We start from the raw sequence: 15,481 nt of genomic DNA on the forward strand, positions 1-15,481 counted from the left end.
TTGTCATAGCAGAAAATATCTGATATTACCTGATGTTTTATTAAGAAGTATTAAGAAAATACCTGAAAAAACCTGATAATCTGGAAGAAAATTGAGTTATAATGACTAAAAGTGTTACCCCATCTAACTTTTATGACTGTTACAGAAATTTTACAATTTGTAGATAGCTTAGTATTTTCTGAGACAGAGAAGCATTTAGATGATCTGCAAAAAAAGATTATTGAAGAAATATTTAAAGGTAAAACTTATCAGCAAATTGCAGACATTTATGATTATGATGAGGGTTATATTGGTGATGAATGTAGGAAGTTATTTAAAATTTTATCTGAACAGTTAGGAGAAAATATTAATAAATCTAATTTTTGTTGGACTATAGAAAGATTACAACTAAAATCATCACCGCTTATCATACACACAAACAGTAACCATAGTAGGCAAAATAATAATCATACTTTTAATTTTTGTCTGCCAAGTCTAAACGAATCTAATAACAATCAAGAAAAAAACCTAAATACTAAATCAGTTTATCACGATTTAACCTTAGCTCCTCAAATCATAAATTTTTATAACCGAGAAACAGAACTTGAAACCCTTTCTAATTGGATATTAAAGCAAAATACTCGCTTAATATCAATATTGGGATTATCGGGAATTGGTAAAACTGCTCTTGTTAAAAGATTTATTGATTTAAACTTAGATCAATTTGAAGTCATTATTTGGAGAAGTTTAAAATATCCTAAACCTTTAGAATTGCTGGTTAAGGATTTATTGAATATTATTAAACTAGAAGACAAACAAACTATAGATGATCAAGTAAAACAATTATTAGATATACTCATTAATAAAAAATGTTTAATTATCCTTGATGATGTGCAGAATATCTTTACTCCGGGTCAATTTGCGGGACAATATCAACCGGAATATCAAAGTTATCAAAACTTTTTTACCCTGGTAACAGAAGTTGAACATCAGAGTAGTTTAATTTTAATCAGTCAAGAGCAATGTGCAGAAATGGAAGGTTGGGAAAACGAATTATATCCGATTAATTGTTTAGAGTTATCAGGTTTATATGATCTGGAAATTCTGAATAATAAACGATTAAAAAATGACGAGTGTTGGTTAGATTTAATTAATTTATATGAAGGTAATCCCGTTTATTTAAAAAGTATTGCTATTTTAATTAAAAATATTTTTGATGGTGATGTTGCTGAGTTTTTAGAGGAGAATGAGTTAGTGATTACTCAAGAGATGCGATCGCACTTTAACCAACTATTTAACCGACTCTCACCCATTGAACAACAAATCGTTTTAAAATTAAGTCAATTTGAGCAATCTTTATCCAGAGAAACATTGAGAGAAAGTGTAGAATTATCATCAACGGATTTAATTAATGGGTTACAATCTTTACAACAACGGTATTTAGTTACCAAAATAAAACAGGATAAAATTATGTTTAAATTGTCTTCTATTTTTGGGAAATATGTAAAAAACTTTAATCTCGATTAGGAAGGGAACGATCTTGACGAATTTCTTGTTGCCATTTTTGAGGATTGATTTTAGAATAGACATTGTTTTTTGCTAATTTATTTAAGGCTTCAGACATTTTTTGACCATTAGATTTAGTTGCATTCGTTGATATTTCTTCTTCTAAAAAAGTAATTTTAACTTCAACTGAATTATCTAAGTTGATATCTGGAGTTTGATCCAGCCATTGAATAGAATTGTTTTTTAAAATAGCATTGAAAGTTTTTAGCATGATTTTTTCACTAATTAATAAGTTGATAATTCTGGTGAGTCCCCACAAGAAGCCTAGACTAATAATTATATAGCAATCCCCGCCGAGGTAGTAATATTTTCTCGTCGGGGTTTGGTCTCTAAACCCCTACCCTACATTGTTTTTTTCATACACGGATTGCTATAATCTTCCCTACACCCTTAGCGAGCGACGATACCCGCTCCACAGACCGCCTTCTTCATTCTTTACAAAATTTACAGTTTTTTGTGTTTGCACCAACCTATACTGCTAAATGTAGGCGATTGCGGGATAATGTTGAACCGGAATTCAAAGCGTCAACGTTTATCCTGCCCAAAAGTGAGCCCTATAACCTCACAATTGAAAGTCTACCGCCATCAAATTAACAATTTGGGATAAATGATTTTAAATTTCGGGTTTAGTTCATAGAACATCCCCAATCCTAAATCCTTGCATTCTCAGTGAAATTTTTAAGGAATATATTGTCATGTCCACCAATAGAAAAAAACGCACGACTCCTGCTACCCGTAACACTTCTGCCATTAGTGACAAAGTAAAAGTTACGGTTTCTTTAACGGCTGATTCTGCTCAACAGGTAGAGGCGCTCGCCAAAGAATTAGGAGTATCAAAATCAGAATTATTTGAACGTCTGACTAAAGAACATTTAAACCAAGCTACCCCAGGAGAAGAAACCACAGCTACCCTTAACGTAGAATCTTCTGCGCCTGCGACTGATGATACTGCTTTAAAACAGGAGATTGAAGCCCAAGCTAATACAATTCAAGAGTTAAAACAGCAACTCACCCAAACTATTGCCGTCCAAACATATCAAACCTTAAAACAAGAAGCAGAACAACAAAAACAAACTATTGCTGATTTACAACAACAACTAGAAAATAAGGTAACACAAACCGTTGATAAAGAAACGTATCAGGCTTTACAAGAAACCTCGAAAGAACAAGAATCAACAATTGCTCAATTACAAACTCAATTAAATCGAATTCCTGAATTGGAGCAACAATTAACAACAACTATTCCCGCAGAAACTTACCAGGCTTTACAAAGCCAGTTAGAACAGGAACAAAATACTATATTGCAACTCAACCAGCGCCTTGAAACCCTGGAAAAAGAAGTGGAAAAAAGCAATAGTTCTCTAGCTGAACTGCAAGTTAAACAAGGGAGAATTGCGGAATTAGAAGCAAAGTTATCTCATAGTATTTCAGAAGATAATTATCATAATTTAGAATATCTCTGTGCGACTCAAAAAAAACAAATGGCAACTCTGGAACAAAAATTAGCGAGTTTAATTTCCACTAAAACCCAACATCAAGGAACTGCTAGTTATGATGCCCTAAAAAACTATCTGCAAGAACAAGATGATTTAATTAATGTTTTGGAAAAACGGGTTTTAGAACTGCATGGGTTAGCTTCCTTTGGAGAATCTCAACTATCCAAATGGCGAAATCGCACATTCAACGGTTAAAATTACAACAAACACCCTTAATGGCTCAAACCCTCTAAGGGTGTAACTAACAAAACAATAATATTAAAATAAATTGAATTTTTCCGGTTTTTTGACCGAATCCCTAACACGAAGGGTGTAACTAAAGTTTACAATAAAGCGCAGATAGTTTCAACAAAAACAAAACTATGGTAACTCTTTACGTCAACCCCGCCACTGGAAATGATTTTAGTTCCGGGGAGTCGAATAAACCCTTTAAAACCCTAAAAAAAGCCCTTTCCCAAGCTCAGTCGGGAACCACAATTTACCTAGAACCAGGAACTTATAGTAGTTTAAGTGGTGAAACCTTTCCCCTTATCCTCGCAGATGGTGTCATAGTCATCGGGAATGAGTCAGGAAAAGGCAGTGGCATTTTAATCGAAGGGAATGGACTCCATAGCAGTAGCAGTGCTGGGAGTCAAAATATCACAATTTTGATGGAAAATAACGCCCAATTGCGAGGCGTCACCGTTACCAATATTCAAACTAGAGGAACGGGAGTTTGGATTGAATCTCAATCTCCTGTAATTGCTAATTCTACCTTTACCCGATGCAAACGAGAAGGGATTTATGCCGTAGGTTCGGGAAATCCTCAGATTCTCAATAGTATTTTTGTCCAAAATGAAGGCTATGGAGTCTCCATCGAAGGGGATATCAAAGGAGAAATCGGAGGAAATACCTTTGAAAACACCGGATACGGGATTTCTCTTAAAAATCAAGCTGCTCCGTTAATTCGGGATAATGCTATTGTAGAAAACCGTTCTGGGATATTAATTGCCGGGGACTCCCAACCGATTTTGCGCCAAAACTTAATTGAACGCAATACCGGGGATGGGGTGGTAATTATGAATCAAGCTACACCGGATTTAGGAACCGCCCAAACCCCAGGGGGAAATACTATTCGGAATAATGGCGGTTTTGATGTCCAAAATGCCGGAACCACCAGCTTAACCTCCTTTGGAAATATTCTTAGTTCTACTCGCGTTAAAGGAAATATACAAGTCGTGACTCAAAGCGTACCAACAGCCGCATCTGCAACCCTATTTGTTAATTCGGCTACCGGGAATGATTCGGCCACAGGCGGTCAATCTACTCCTTTAAAAACCATTGCTAAGGCTATTAGTCAAGCCCAGTCGGGAACCCTGATTCAAGTCGCTCCTGGGAGCTATAACGCCGCTACTGGGGAAGTATTTCCGTTAATTGTGCGGTCGGGAGTAACTATTGTTGGGAATGAAACGACCAAGGGCAAAGATGTGGTAATTCTGGGAAGTGGTCGCTTCAGTAGTCCCAGTTCGGCGGCTCAAAATGTGACGATTTTGATGGAAAATAACTCAACGGTTAAGGGGGTTAGCGTTACCAATGACCAAACCCGGGGAACGGGAATTTGGGTAGAATCGGTTTACTGTAATATCGGTAGTTGTACCCTGACGAAATCCAAACGGGAAGGGGTTTTTGCCACGGGAACAGCCATTGCTGCGGTAACGAATAGTGATTTTATCGAAAATGTGGGTAATGGTATTGCTTTGGGGGGGAATGCTAAGGGGGAAATTCGGGGGAATAAATTCCAAAATACCGGATATGCGATTTCTGTCCAAGCCCAAGCTTCGCCCTTAATTATTGAAAACGAAATTCTGGAAAATCGGTCTGGGATTGTGTTATCAGGACAGTCTAAACCGGTATTACGAAAAAATCAAATTAAGAAAAATCTTCAAGATGGTTTAACGGTAATTGCTGATTCTGCCCCGGATATTGGTAGCCCTCAAGATAATGGCGGGAATGTATTTGTTGATAATGGCAAATATGATGTTCAAAATGCCAGTAAATTTACCTTAATTTCGGTGGGAAATCAAATTAACCCGACCCGAACTTTGGGAAGTATTGAGTTTACCGCCAATCAAACCCCAACTCCTGGCCCTAGTCCTAGCCCGACCCCAACCCCCGGCGGCTCTACTCCCACACCGACTCCAACTCCGCCACCCGGAGGGGCGAAATTTAACGATATTGGTTCCCATTGGGCGAGAACTTTTATTGAAAGGTTAGCGGATATGGGGATTATTAGCGGTTTCCCCGATGGTTCGTTTAAACCCGATGCTACCTTAACCCGCGCCCAACACGCTGCGATGTTAAAGTCGGCGTTTGAATTAACACCAATTCGGGAAGGAATTGTGTTTACTGATGTGGCGGCGGATTTTTGGGGAAAAGAGGCAATTGATAAAGCAAATCGGGCCGGGTTCCTATCAGGTTATCCCGATAAAACTTTCAGACCAAATCAAAATTTAACTCGTTCTCAAGCGATTGTTTCCTTAGTCAATGGGTTGAAATTAACCGGGGGAACATCTAATAGTTTGGGTGTTTATACTGACAGGGCTCAAATTCAATCTTTTGCTACTAATGCAGTGATTACGGCAACGGAATTAAATATAGTGGTCAATTACCCGAAAAAGGAGGTTTTTAACCCATTAAAAGATGTGACTCGTGGGGAAATTGCGGCGATTTTCTATCAAACTTTGGTAGCAGTTAATCGGGCGCAAGCGGTTGATTCTCCTTATATTGTTTAAAAACTCTGGTTCCCTGGTTCTACCTGGGAACCCACTCAGGGAGGCTCTGCCTCCGATGAACAGCAGGCGGAGCCTGCTTAAAGTATTGCTAGGTAGAACCTGGCAACAAGAAATATCTGGTCAGGACTTACGCATTTTTTCTTCTAGTTTTTGTTGATGAGCTAAAGCTTTTTTTCCTTTTATTCTTCTTTTTTTTGTTGACGAGCTAAAGCTCTTTCTTCTTTTTGTTCAGCTTTTTCTTCAGCTTTAACCCTTTTATGTTCGTCTTTCAAAAGTGCCATTTGTTGTTTATTCTCTAATTTTATTTTTAATCTTTCAGTTTTTTGATTTTCTTTATTTTGTAAATGTTCAAGTCTGGCTTTATAAGATTCCTCACTTTCATTAGAATTTTTAGCAGGAAGATTACTGGTTTGAATAATTTTTGTCGTTGCTTCACCCGTTACTTCAACAATTTTTTCAATATTAACAAGGCCCCCAACAAAGTCTTTAATAATCTTATTTAATGGATTAAACATAATTATGACTCCTAAAATTTAATTAAATTTTAACATGACTTACGTACTCAGTCAAGTGTTCAACGAGAGAATAAACCTTTCAGCCTCATGACCGATGCCCAGAGCAACGAGATTTCATTGCAGTGCGTAAGTCCTACTGGTAAGTCATATTTTTCTTGAAATTCTGCAAAGGCTTGATTTAGAGGAATTCCTTGACCTTGTTCAAATTCTTCTAAACTTTCGTTCGCCAGATACCGCTTGGATACCCTTAGCAAAATGGGAATCTCTCACCCCCGAACAGCAAGAGAAATTTCTGCCAATTTACCCTGATTTTATCATAGAATTGCGATCGCCTAGTGATTCCTTCCGAGGAACAGCAGGCGGAGCCTGATTAAAGTATTGCTAGGTAGAACCTAGCAACAAGAAATAAAGTTAAATTAAGGAGATAAAAATATGACGGCATTAATTTTAAATAATCCAGAAACTGCCCCGATTACCGATGAGCAATTTTATCAACTTTGTGTCGCCAACCGCGAATTAAAATTAGAACGAACTGCCAAAGGAGACTTAATTATTATGCCACCCACCGGAGGGGGAACAGGAAAACGTAACTCAGATATTAACCTAGATTTGGGTTTGTGGAACCGACAAACTCAATTAGGAATTGTCTTTGATTCTTCTACTTGTTTTAAACTTCCTAATGGTGGAGATCGTTCCCCAGATGCGGCTTGGATACCCTTAGCAAAATGGGAATCTCTCACCCCCGAACAGCAAGAGAAATTTTTGCCGATTTGCCCTGATTTTATCATAGAATTGCGATCGCCTAGTGATTCTTTAAAACCCCTACAAGATAAAATGCAGGAATATATTGATAATGGGACTTGTTTAGGTTGGTTAATTAACCGCCAAAACCGTCAAGTAGAAATTTATCGTCAGGGGAGAGAAAAAGAAATTTTAGAAAATCCAACCATATTATCAGGAGAAGATATTTTACCGGGATTTGTTTTAAATCTTTCATTAATTTGGTAAATTGCCTATTTTTAACAAAATTATTGCGTCAAGTTTCTGTTGTTCAGCTTCTGTATTATGACTCATCCGCAAGTAATTTGTATGGGTGAAATCCTATTTGATCGATTATCTAATCAATTGGGAAAACCCTTAGAAACCGTTGAATTTTGGACAGATTACCCCGGAGGCGCTCCGGCTAATACTGCTTGTGGATTAGTAAAATTAGGGATTCCTACGGCTTTTATTGGCTGTATTGGGGAAGATACACAGGGAGGTCAATTAGTAGAATTATTAACTAAAACTGGGGTTAATATTACCGGAGTTCAACGGCATTCTAGCGCACCGACTCGGATTGTTTATGTGGTTAGAGATGAAAAAGGCGATCGCAGTTTTGCTGGATTTGGAGATAGAGAAACTACTGAATTTGCTGATACTTATTTACAATCAGAACAACTTCATGAAGACTTATTTAAAACCGCACAGTTTCTGGTTTTAGGAACATTAGAATTAGCCTATCAAAATAGTAAAAACTCTATTTTAAAAGCAATTAAATTAGCAAAATATTATCAAATTAAACTATTTATTGATATTAACTGGCGACCGATGTTTTGGCTAGATCCAGATCAAGCAATTGAACTGATTTTAAACTTTGTTCAAAATGCCGATTTTCTCAAGTTAACCGACGAAGAAGCAGAATTATTATTTAATACCATAGATCCAAAAGCGATCGCTAAACAGTTACAAATTCAAGGAGTATTTGTCACCGCCGGAGAACAAGGTTGTAGCTATTATTTAGCAGGTAATTATGGAAAAATACCCGCATTTTATGTTACAGTAGAAGATACGACCGGAGCCGGGGATGGTTTTACCGCCGGAATTATTTATCAATTTTGTAAATTAGGGATAGAATCTATTAATAATCCTCAAATAGCCGAAAAAATAGTCAAATTTGCCAGTGCAGTCGGGGCATTAACCACAACAAAACCCGGTGCGATTTCAGCCCAACCTACCTTAACAGAAGTTGAAACTTTTTTAGATCAATTTTTGTAATAATTTTCCCCCTATTGTTAATCAAAAATAGGGGGAAATCAAGAAAAATCTATTTTAGTATTGGGATAGACCCGGATTTTGATTATAATTTTTAATGCCAATTGTAATAAAGCTCATGAAAAAATACATTTCTCGTCTGTTAGCCCTAGTTCTCGTGGCTGCCGTTACTCTAGTCGGATGCGGTGGGAGTCCTTCGGGAATGTTAACGGGCAATTATTCTAAAGATACTTTAGCCGTTGTCGATAGCCTGAGAACCGCTATTCTCTTACCTGATGATGCTCCCCAGAAGGCTGAAGCCCAAGGTCAAGCTCGGGAGGTAATTAACGAATTTATTGCTCGTTACCGTCGGGATAGTGCTGTTACGACCCTAAGCTCATTTACCACTATGCGTACAGCCCTCAATGCCTTAGCGGGCCATTATAGCTCCTATCCCAACCGTCCCATTCCAGATAAATTAAAAGAACGTTTACAACAGGAATTTAAACAAGTAGAAACCGCAGTTAGTCGAGGAGCATAGTCAGTTATCAGTTATCAGTTATACGGGCGGGTTCTATTTATCAGTGTGTTTCCCTACTGATTTTATTTGGAACGTTGTGAATGCTTGAAAATGTAGTAAAATCCAATAAAATTTTATGTCAAATTTAATGATTCAGCAACGTCGTCTTTCAGGGTTATTATTAAATTTGTTAATAACCCTTTCCTTGAATCCTTTTTTATTGATTTCTGTAGCTAATTCTCAAACCCTGGCTCAGTGCAAATTATCTCCTCAAGCGATCGCCCAAAAAGAAAATTTACGACAAGCAGCATTAACGAGAGATTCAGAAGCTATAAAAAACTACAATACTATTCTAACACAACACGCCCAACAAGTCAATCAATGTCGTCAACAAATTACCCCTAAAAATCAATCCATTTGGTTAAGATTATATCCCTGTGATACCAGAACTGGAGAAATTGATCGGATTTTAGATAATATTATTAATAAAGGTTATAACAAAGTTTATTTAGAAGTCTTTTATGATGGTCAAGTATTATTACCTTCGGCAAAGAATCCCACTGCATGGCCAGCAGCCATCCGAAAACCGGGAACAGAAAACCAAGATTTATTAGCAGAAACTATCCAAAAAGGTAGACAACGGGGGTTAAAAGTCTATGCTTGGATGTTTATGTTAAATTATGGCTATACTTATACTTTAAAACCAGATCGAACATCAGTTTTAGCCATAAATGGGAAAGGAGAAACCACCACAACAGCAGTAGTAGACCAAACCAAAATAGACGAATATGGGGAAAGTTTTGTTAATCAAGGGTTTGTTGACCCCTATCATCCCGTAGCCAGACAAGATTATTTAACCTTATTAAATGCCATCTTACAACGTCGTCCCGATGGGGTTTTATTTGACTATGTTCGCTATCCCAAAGGGTTAGGAGCAGATTCCGTTGCCTCAAAAGTCAAAGACCTATGGATTTATGGAGAATATTCTCAACAAGCATTTTTAAATCGAGCCAGCAGTCAGAAAGGACGAGACTTGATGCAGCGATTTTTACAGCAGGGATTTATTACCGAAATAGATGTTAAAACGGTGAATGAAAAGCATCCTGATGAAAAGGATAAACCCTATTGGCTTGATGAAAAACAGTGGAAGACTTTAGCCTCTATTCCTAAGATGGGAGAAACTTTACAACTACAATTATGGCGGCTAAGTGTTGCCCATGCTAGACAGGGAGTTTTAGATTTTTTAGCAATAGCAACTCAACCCGTACAAAGCCAAGGAATTCCAGCCGGAGCGGTATTTTTTCCCGAAGGAAATCGCAGAATTGGACAGATGGGTTTTGACTCTCGAATGCAGCCTTGGGATCAATTTTCGCCCTCGATTGAATGGCATCCCATGTCCTATGCTGTCTGTGGTCAGGTGAATTGTATTACGGCTCAAGTGCAGCAAGTTGTGACTCAGGCGCCCCCAGGAACTCAAGTTATCCCAGCTTTAGCGGGAGACTGGGGAAAATCGATCAAAAATCGCCCGTCTTTGGAACAACAAATGATAGATATTTACAGCACAATTCCTCAAATTAATGCTTTTAGTCATTATGGTTATGACTGGCAAGATACTGAAGAAACTAGACAAAGAAAATTTTGTAAACAATAATCAATTCTATCGGATTAACCTTAGCTGTGGTTCAGATTTGATCAATAACGGTATAATTATTTTATCAATTGGAGTAAGTTTCATGAAAAGTGCAGAACCACAAGCTGGGTTAACCAGTATTATTTTCGGAATTGCTTTGGCAATATTAGCTTTGATTTCTGTCAATTCTTTTGTGATTATTAACCCAGGTCAAGCGGGGGTATTGAGTATTTTAGGAAAAGCTCAAGATGGGGTATTATTAGAAGGCATTCATTTCAAACCGCCCTTAATTTCTGCTGTTGATATTTACGATTTGACGGTACAAAAATTTGAAGTTCCGGCTCAAAGTTCTACAAAAGATTTACAAGAATTATCGGCAAGTTTTGCCATTAACTTTAGGCTTGACCCGATACAAGTAGTCAGAATTAGACGAGAACAGGGAACTTTACAAAATGTTGTTTCTAAAGTTGTGGCTCCCCAAACCCAAGAATGCTTTAAAATTGCAGCGGCAAAACGAACCATTGAAGAAGCCATTACTCAACGGGAATTATTAAAATCAGACTTTGATGAAGCCTTGAATGAACGATTAGATAAATATGGAATTATTGTCTTAGATACCAGTGTGGTTGATTTGTCATTTTCTCCTGAATTTGCTAAAGCAGTTGAAGAAAAACAAATTGCTGAACAAAGATCAAAACGGGCTGTTTATATTGCCCAGGAAGCAGAACAACAAGCTCAAGCTGATATTAACCGAGCAAAAGGAACGGCGGAAGCTCAACGTTTATTAGCAGAAACTTTGAAAGCAACCGGAGGAGAATTAGTCTTACAAAAAGAAGCAATTGAAGCTTGGAAACAAGGCGGTTCTCAAATGCCAAGAGTGTTAATTATGAATGGGGATGATAAAAGCATGATTCCCTTCTTATTTAATTTAGGGAATACTTCAGAAATGAGTTATGAATAACCACAATTCCTAAATAATTAGAGGGTTTATAGCAGAAGGAATTACTAAACCCTCTAATTATTCAGCACCATCAGCAATACAAGCTAGAATATATTCTCGTTCTATTCCGGTATATTATAGTATAATGATAGTAGATTCCCATAAATTAATTTATTTTTAATCCCTTAACGCTTATGTCTATTTTTACCTTACAATCCGTTAAAAAAGAATTTGGAACCAAAGAAATTCTCCGAGATGCTAACTTTAGTTTAGATGCGACGGATAAAGTCGGTTTAATTGGAACCAATGGGTCAGGAAAATCAACTTTATTAAAGATGATTGCGGGACAAGAATCTATTGATGAAGGGCAACTTTGGGTTAATCCCAGGGCAAAAGTTATCTATCTACCCCAACAACCTAATTTAGATGAAAACCTCACGGTTTTAGAACAAATTTTCGCCGATAGTGGCGAACAAATGCACCTAATTCAAGAATATGAAGACCTATCTCATAAATTAGCAAAACATCCTGAAGATTCCCAACTCTTAACGCAATTTTCCCAAGTTATGCAACGCATGGATGCCACCAATGCTTGGGAATTAGAAAACACAGCTAAAATTATTTTAACAAAATTAGGAATAGAAGATTTTGATACTCCCATTCGCCAGTTATCGGGGGGATATCGCAAACGCATTGCTTTAGCAACAGCATTATTAGTAGAACCGGATGTTTTATTAATGGATGAACCTACAAACCATTTAGATGCAGCTTCCGTGGAATGGTTACAGGATTATTTAAAAAATTATCGCGGGGCTTTATTATTAATTACCCACGACCGCTACTTTTTAGACCAAGTAACCAATCGAATTTTAGAATTAGACCGAGGGGATTTATTTACCCATGGGGGAAATTATTCTTATTTTTTAGAAAAGAAAGCCGAAGCCGAGGATGTTGCTGTTAGTCAACAACGCAAACATCGGGGGGTTTTGCGTCGGGAATTAGAGTGGTTAAGACGGGGGCCAAAAGCTAGGAGTACCAAGCAAAAAGCCCGGATTCAAAGGGTTGAAGGGCTGCAAGATACGGAGTTTAAACAAGTTCAAGGGAAAGTTGAAATTTCCACGCCCGGTCGTCGCATCGGTAAAAAAGTTATTGAATTAAACCATGTTTTTAAGTCCTATGATAATCGACCTTTAATTCAAGATTTCACCTATAGTTTTAATCCTGATGACCGTTTAGGAATTATTGGGGGAAATGGGGTAGGAAAATCAACTTTATTAGATATGATTACGGGTAGAATTAAACCCGATGAGGGAATAGTAGAAATTGGGTCAACCATTCATATCGGTTATTTTGACCAACATTCGGAGGATTTGTTGGCGGCGATGAATGAAAATCAGCGTGTGATTGATTACTTAAAAGAAGTTGCAGAATTTGTAAAAACTGCCGATGGAACCCAGATTACAGCATCACAAATGTTGGAAAGGTTTTTGTTTCCTCCTAATCAACAATATTCTCCGTTAAATAAACTTTCTGGGGGTGAAAAACGACGGTTATTTTTATTGCGGGTATTAATGAGTGCGCCCAATGTGTTGATTTTAGATGAACCTACTAATGATTTAGATGTCCAAACATTATCGGTTTTAGAAGATTATTTAGAGGATTTTAATGGTTGTGTAATTGTGGTTTCCCATGACCGATATTTTTTAGACCGGACAGTAGAAACCATTTTTTCCTTTGAAGCAGGGGGAATTTTACGACAATATCCGGGGAATTATTCGGTTTATTTAGATTATAAAAAAGCCGAGGAATTAGAGTTAAGTCGTCAAGGGGTAAAAACAGAAGAAAAAAACTTATCTGCGGGTACAGATTCGGAAAAGTCTCAACGGTATTCTTGGGATAAAAGCGGACAACGGAAATTATCTTCTAAAGAAAAGCGAGAATATGAAAAGTTAGAGACAAAAATTGCTGAACTAGAAGGGAAAAAAGCCCAATTAGAACAGAAATTATATTATGCACCTCCGGGGGCGGTTTCTAATGTTCAAGACTTGCATCAACAGGTGGAAAATATTATCATAGAAATTGATAATGCCACAGAAAGATGGTTAGAATTAGCGGAAATTGATGCTTCTAGCTAATTATAAGTAGGTAAACAAAATTAATTACATAACAAGCAAATAATAATTTATACTAAAAAAACACTCTAAATCTCGAAAATCAATCATATTGCTGAAAGAAATGAATCTCGAAATAAGTGGAGAATTGAGGTGAGCATAATTAGAGAAAAGTTAAATCGGAAACAAATTTTCATCTAAAATTTGTTCTAAAGATCCAATTCAAATTACCGGAAAAGTATCTAACGGAAGTTGAGAACGAGCGCTCGCTTCTTTTCGCGCATCTTCATAACATTCATCAAAGATTTCTAAAATATAAGGTTTTAGACTAGGACTGCTTTTAAGTTGCTTGTTAATTTGTCTCCTAAATGCCATAATTTCTCCTTTCCAATGTCCTTGATTTCGTTCCCTTTCTCCTTGCCAAAATTGCAATTTTAGGAGATGCTCAAATAGCTTCACTAATAAACTTTCGATCTTGTGCTTTTCGCTTCTCCCCATCGCCTCTAATTCTTCCAGTAAATTCTCTAAATCAACCTGGGAAAACTGATTAGCACGCAGTTGGTTAATTGTTGTTTTCAACCAGAGATAATAGTCTTGGTCGTATAACGTTTCAGTCGGACGGGGAGATTGAGCCAACATAAACATAAAAACCTAAACCTCTCATTAATTATAGCTAATTTTTGTTAAAATTGTCAACCTGATTTTCTAAAATTTCTAATACCGCCTTCGGAGATAATTTATCCTTAAACCAAACCACAGGAACCGGGAGACGATTAATATTAATTCCGGCATTTTCTAAATTCAATCGTTCAGAAATTGCTAATATTAAATAGTCACAGCCAGAAGATTGAACTTGATAAAACTTTTTCTGTAAATATTCCGGTCGCCAATAACCAATAATCTCTAATAAAAACATTCTACCATCGGGATGAACTAAGCGAAAATCAGGAATCATTACACTCCCTGGAATTGGAATTAAATCGACTTCCCGTTCTAATTTCCACTCGGTTTTTAAGGTATTCCAGCGCTCGGCAAAAGACTGTTCAATCATACTATCATAGGGTTTACCGGGGGGATAATGACTGACTAAACCGCAATCAGAATTTAAACTAAAATAACCAGTTTTTATCACGCGAGTATAGGGATCACGTTGTTGTAATTTAGCTTTTAAACTCCATTTGGTAACATGAAGTAAGGCGGGAATCATTTTAGCTAAAGATAAACCATAGCGGGTACTGGCTTTAAATAAACTGGTTGGGCCATCAATAGTTAAAGTAAAACCGTGATCTGCATCTCCTTCAATATAAGTCATTAATTGGAATAATTTTAAATAGCGAAATAAGAGTTTATATTCCCCTGGATCATTCCGATAGGCGTTAATAATAATTTGACTCGCTTGATAGAAAATTCCCTGAACTTGAGATAAATTATACCGATGTAATAATGCTTCTGGAGTGGGAGAATCTAATTGGGTTAAAATCCGATTTTCCTGTAAATCTGCATAAAGACCCGATAAAATTTGATGGGGTAAAACCTCTCGATTTAAGTCTTGACTTAGTTGAGTTGCTAACTGTTCTAAGGTCTGTTCTGTTGCGTCTAAACTCGGTATTGTTTTCGCGGATAATGTAAATACTTTTTGTCGTAATTCCACAGGTTCTAGGGGACTAACTATCTCAAAAGTACAAAAACCACTTCTTAATAAATGCGCCAACCCTCTTTTTAACCTATAGTCGGGACTATCTCCTTCAAATTCCTGTAAGCGTTTATTTAATTCCCCTTGGGTTTTATTCACAGATTCTTCAAAACATTGAATCACATCCGTTGCTAAATTAATATGTTTTTGATCAATTTTTAGCCGCAGGGGAATTACTGTTTCTCCCTGTTGTTTATAACTTAAAAGTTCAGAAGGTAGCATCAGAAATTCCAACTCATAAATTTAG

The 15,481-nt window shown here is 36.9% G+C and carries 14 protein-coding genes and 1 pseudogene; 10 read left to right on the forward strand and 5 right to left on the reverse strand.

The window, feature by feature from the left end:
* The first annotated feature begins 132 nt into the window (after nt 1–132).
* The gene (locus AC559H_RS17220) at nt 133–1,506 is read left to right on the forward strand and encodes a helix-turn-helix domain-containing protein (protein ID WP_026798561.1); all 1,374 of its coding nucleotides are present in this window, start codon (nt 133–135) and stop codon (nt 1,504–1,506) included.
* Here AC559H_RS17220 and AC559H_RS17225 read toward each other — a convergent pair.
* Complete coding sequence (locus tag AC559H_RS17225; protein WP_026787704.1) at nt 1,493–1,756, reverse strand: hypothetical protein; 264 nt, start codon at nt 1,754–1,756, stop codon at nt 1,493–1,495. The genes AC559H_RS17220 and AC559H_RS17225 overlap by 14 nt on opposite strands.
* 484 nt (nt 1,757–2,240) lie before the next feature.
* Between AC559H_RS17225 and AC559H_RS17230 the strand changes: the two genes are divergently transcribed.
* Nucleotides 2,241–3,236 (forward strand): ribbon-helix-helix domain-containing protein, encoded by a 996-nt coding sequence (locus AC559H_RS17230; protein ID WP_026795483.1) that lies wholly within the window; start codon nt 2,241–2,243, stop codon nt 3,234–3,236.
* 167 nt (nt 3,237–3,403) lie between these two features.
* Complete coding sequence (locus tag AC559H_RS17235) at nt 3,404–5,812, forward strand: DUF1565 domain-containing protein (protein WP_026787706.1); 2,409 nt, start codon at nt 3,404–3,406, stop codon at nt 5,810–5,812.
* 179 nt (nt 5,813–5,991) lie between these two features.
* Here the strand turns inward: AC559H_RS17235 and AC559H_RS17240 are convergent, their stop codons facing one another.
* Nucleotides 5,992–6,327 (reverse strand): hypothetical protein, encoded by a 336-nt coding sequence (locus AC559H_RS17240; RefSeq protein ID WP_026795482.1) that lies wholly within the window; start codon nt 6,325–6,327, stop codon nt 5,992–5,994.
* A gap of 59 nt (nt 6,328–6,386) precedes the next feature.
* Nucleotides 6,387–6,581, reverse strand: coding sequence for a hypothetical protein (locus AC559H_RS17245; protein ID WP_237745545.1), 195 nt, complete (start codon nt 6,579–6,581; stop codon nt 6,387–6,389).
* On the opposite strand from AC559H_RS17245, the pseudogene AC559H_RS17250 reads away from it, so the two are divergent.
* From AC559H_RS17250 to AC559H_RS17280, 7 genes and pseudogenes are all read left to right on the forward strand, one after another.
* Nucleotides 6,548–6,676: pseudogene (locus tag AC559H_RS17250) on the forward strand (Uma2 family endonuclease); the annotation flags it as partial. The gene AC559H_RS17245 and the pseudogene AC559H_RS17250 overlap by 34 nt on opposite strands.
* Nucleotides 6,677–6,759: 83 nt before the next feature.
* The gene (locus tag AC559H_RS17255) at nt 6,760–7,335 is read left to right on the forward strand and encodes a Uma2 family endonuclease (RefSeq protein WP_026795481.1); all 576 of its coding nucleotides are present in this window, start codon (nt 6,760–6,762) and stop codon (nt 7,333–7,335) included.
* 57 nt (nt 7,336–7,392) lie between these two features.
* On the forward strand, nt 7,393–8,364 hold the full coding sequence (locus AC559H_RS17260; RefSeq protein WP_026795480.1) for a carbohydrate kinase family protein: 972 nt from the start codon (nt 7,393–7,395) through the stop codon (nt 8,362–8,364).
* Between the two features lie 115 nt (nt 8,365–8,479).
* Nucleotides 8,480–8,881, forward strand: coding sequence for a photosystem II protein Psb27 (gene psb27, locus AC559H_RS17265; protein WP_026787708.1), 402 nt, complete (start codon nt 8,480–8,482; stop codon nt 8,879–8,881).
* A gap of 115 nt (nt 8,882–8,996) precedes the next feature.
* On the forward strand, nt 8,997–10,511 hold the full coding sequence (locus AC559H_RS17270; RefSeq protein WP_026795479.1) for a family 10 glycosylhydrolase: 1,515 nt from the start codon (nt 8,997–8,999) through the stop codon (nt 10,509–10,511).
* A gap of 82 nt (nt 10,512–10,593) precedes the next feature.
* Nucleotides 10,594–11,451, forward strand: a complete 858-nt coding sequence (locus tag AC559H_RS17275; RefSeq protein WP_026787710.1) for a prohibitin family protein — start codon at nt 10,594–10,596, stop codon at nt 11,449–11,451.
* A gap of 173 nt (nt 11,452–11,624) precedes the next feature.
* Nucleotides 11,625–13,565: an ABC-F family ATP-binding cassette domain-containing protein gene (locus tag AC559H_RS17280; protein ID WP_026795478.1), complete on the forward strand. Its 1,941-nt coding sequence runs from the start codon at nt 11,625–11,627 to the stop codon at nt 13,563–13,565.
* Nucleotides 13,566–13,763: 198 nt separating this feature from the next.
* Here the strand turns inward: AC559H_RS17280 and AC559H_RS17285 are convergent, their stop codons facing one another.
* Complete coding sequence (locus AC559H_RS17285) at nt 13,764–14,180, reverse strand: DUF29 domain-containing protein (RefSeq protein ID WP_051319502.1); 417 nt, start codon at nt 14,178–14,180, stop codon at nt 13,764–13,766.
* A gap of 34 nt (nt 14,181–14,214) precedes the next feature.
* Entirely contained in the window at nt 14,215–15,456 is a 1,242-nt protein-coding gene (locus tag AC559H_RS17290; RefSeq protein ID WP_026795477.1) for a DUF790 family protein, read from the reverse strand.
* Nucleotides 15,457–15,481 lie beyond the last annotated feature (25 nt).

This window comes from Planktothrix prolifica NIVA-CYA 540 (assembly GCF_963864145.1).
Taxonomy (GTDB): domain Bacteria; phylum Cyanobacteriota; class Cyanobacteriia; order Cyanobacteriales; family Microcoleaceae; genus Planktothrix; species Planktothrix agardhii.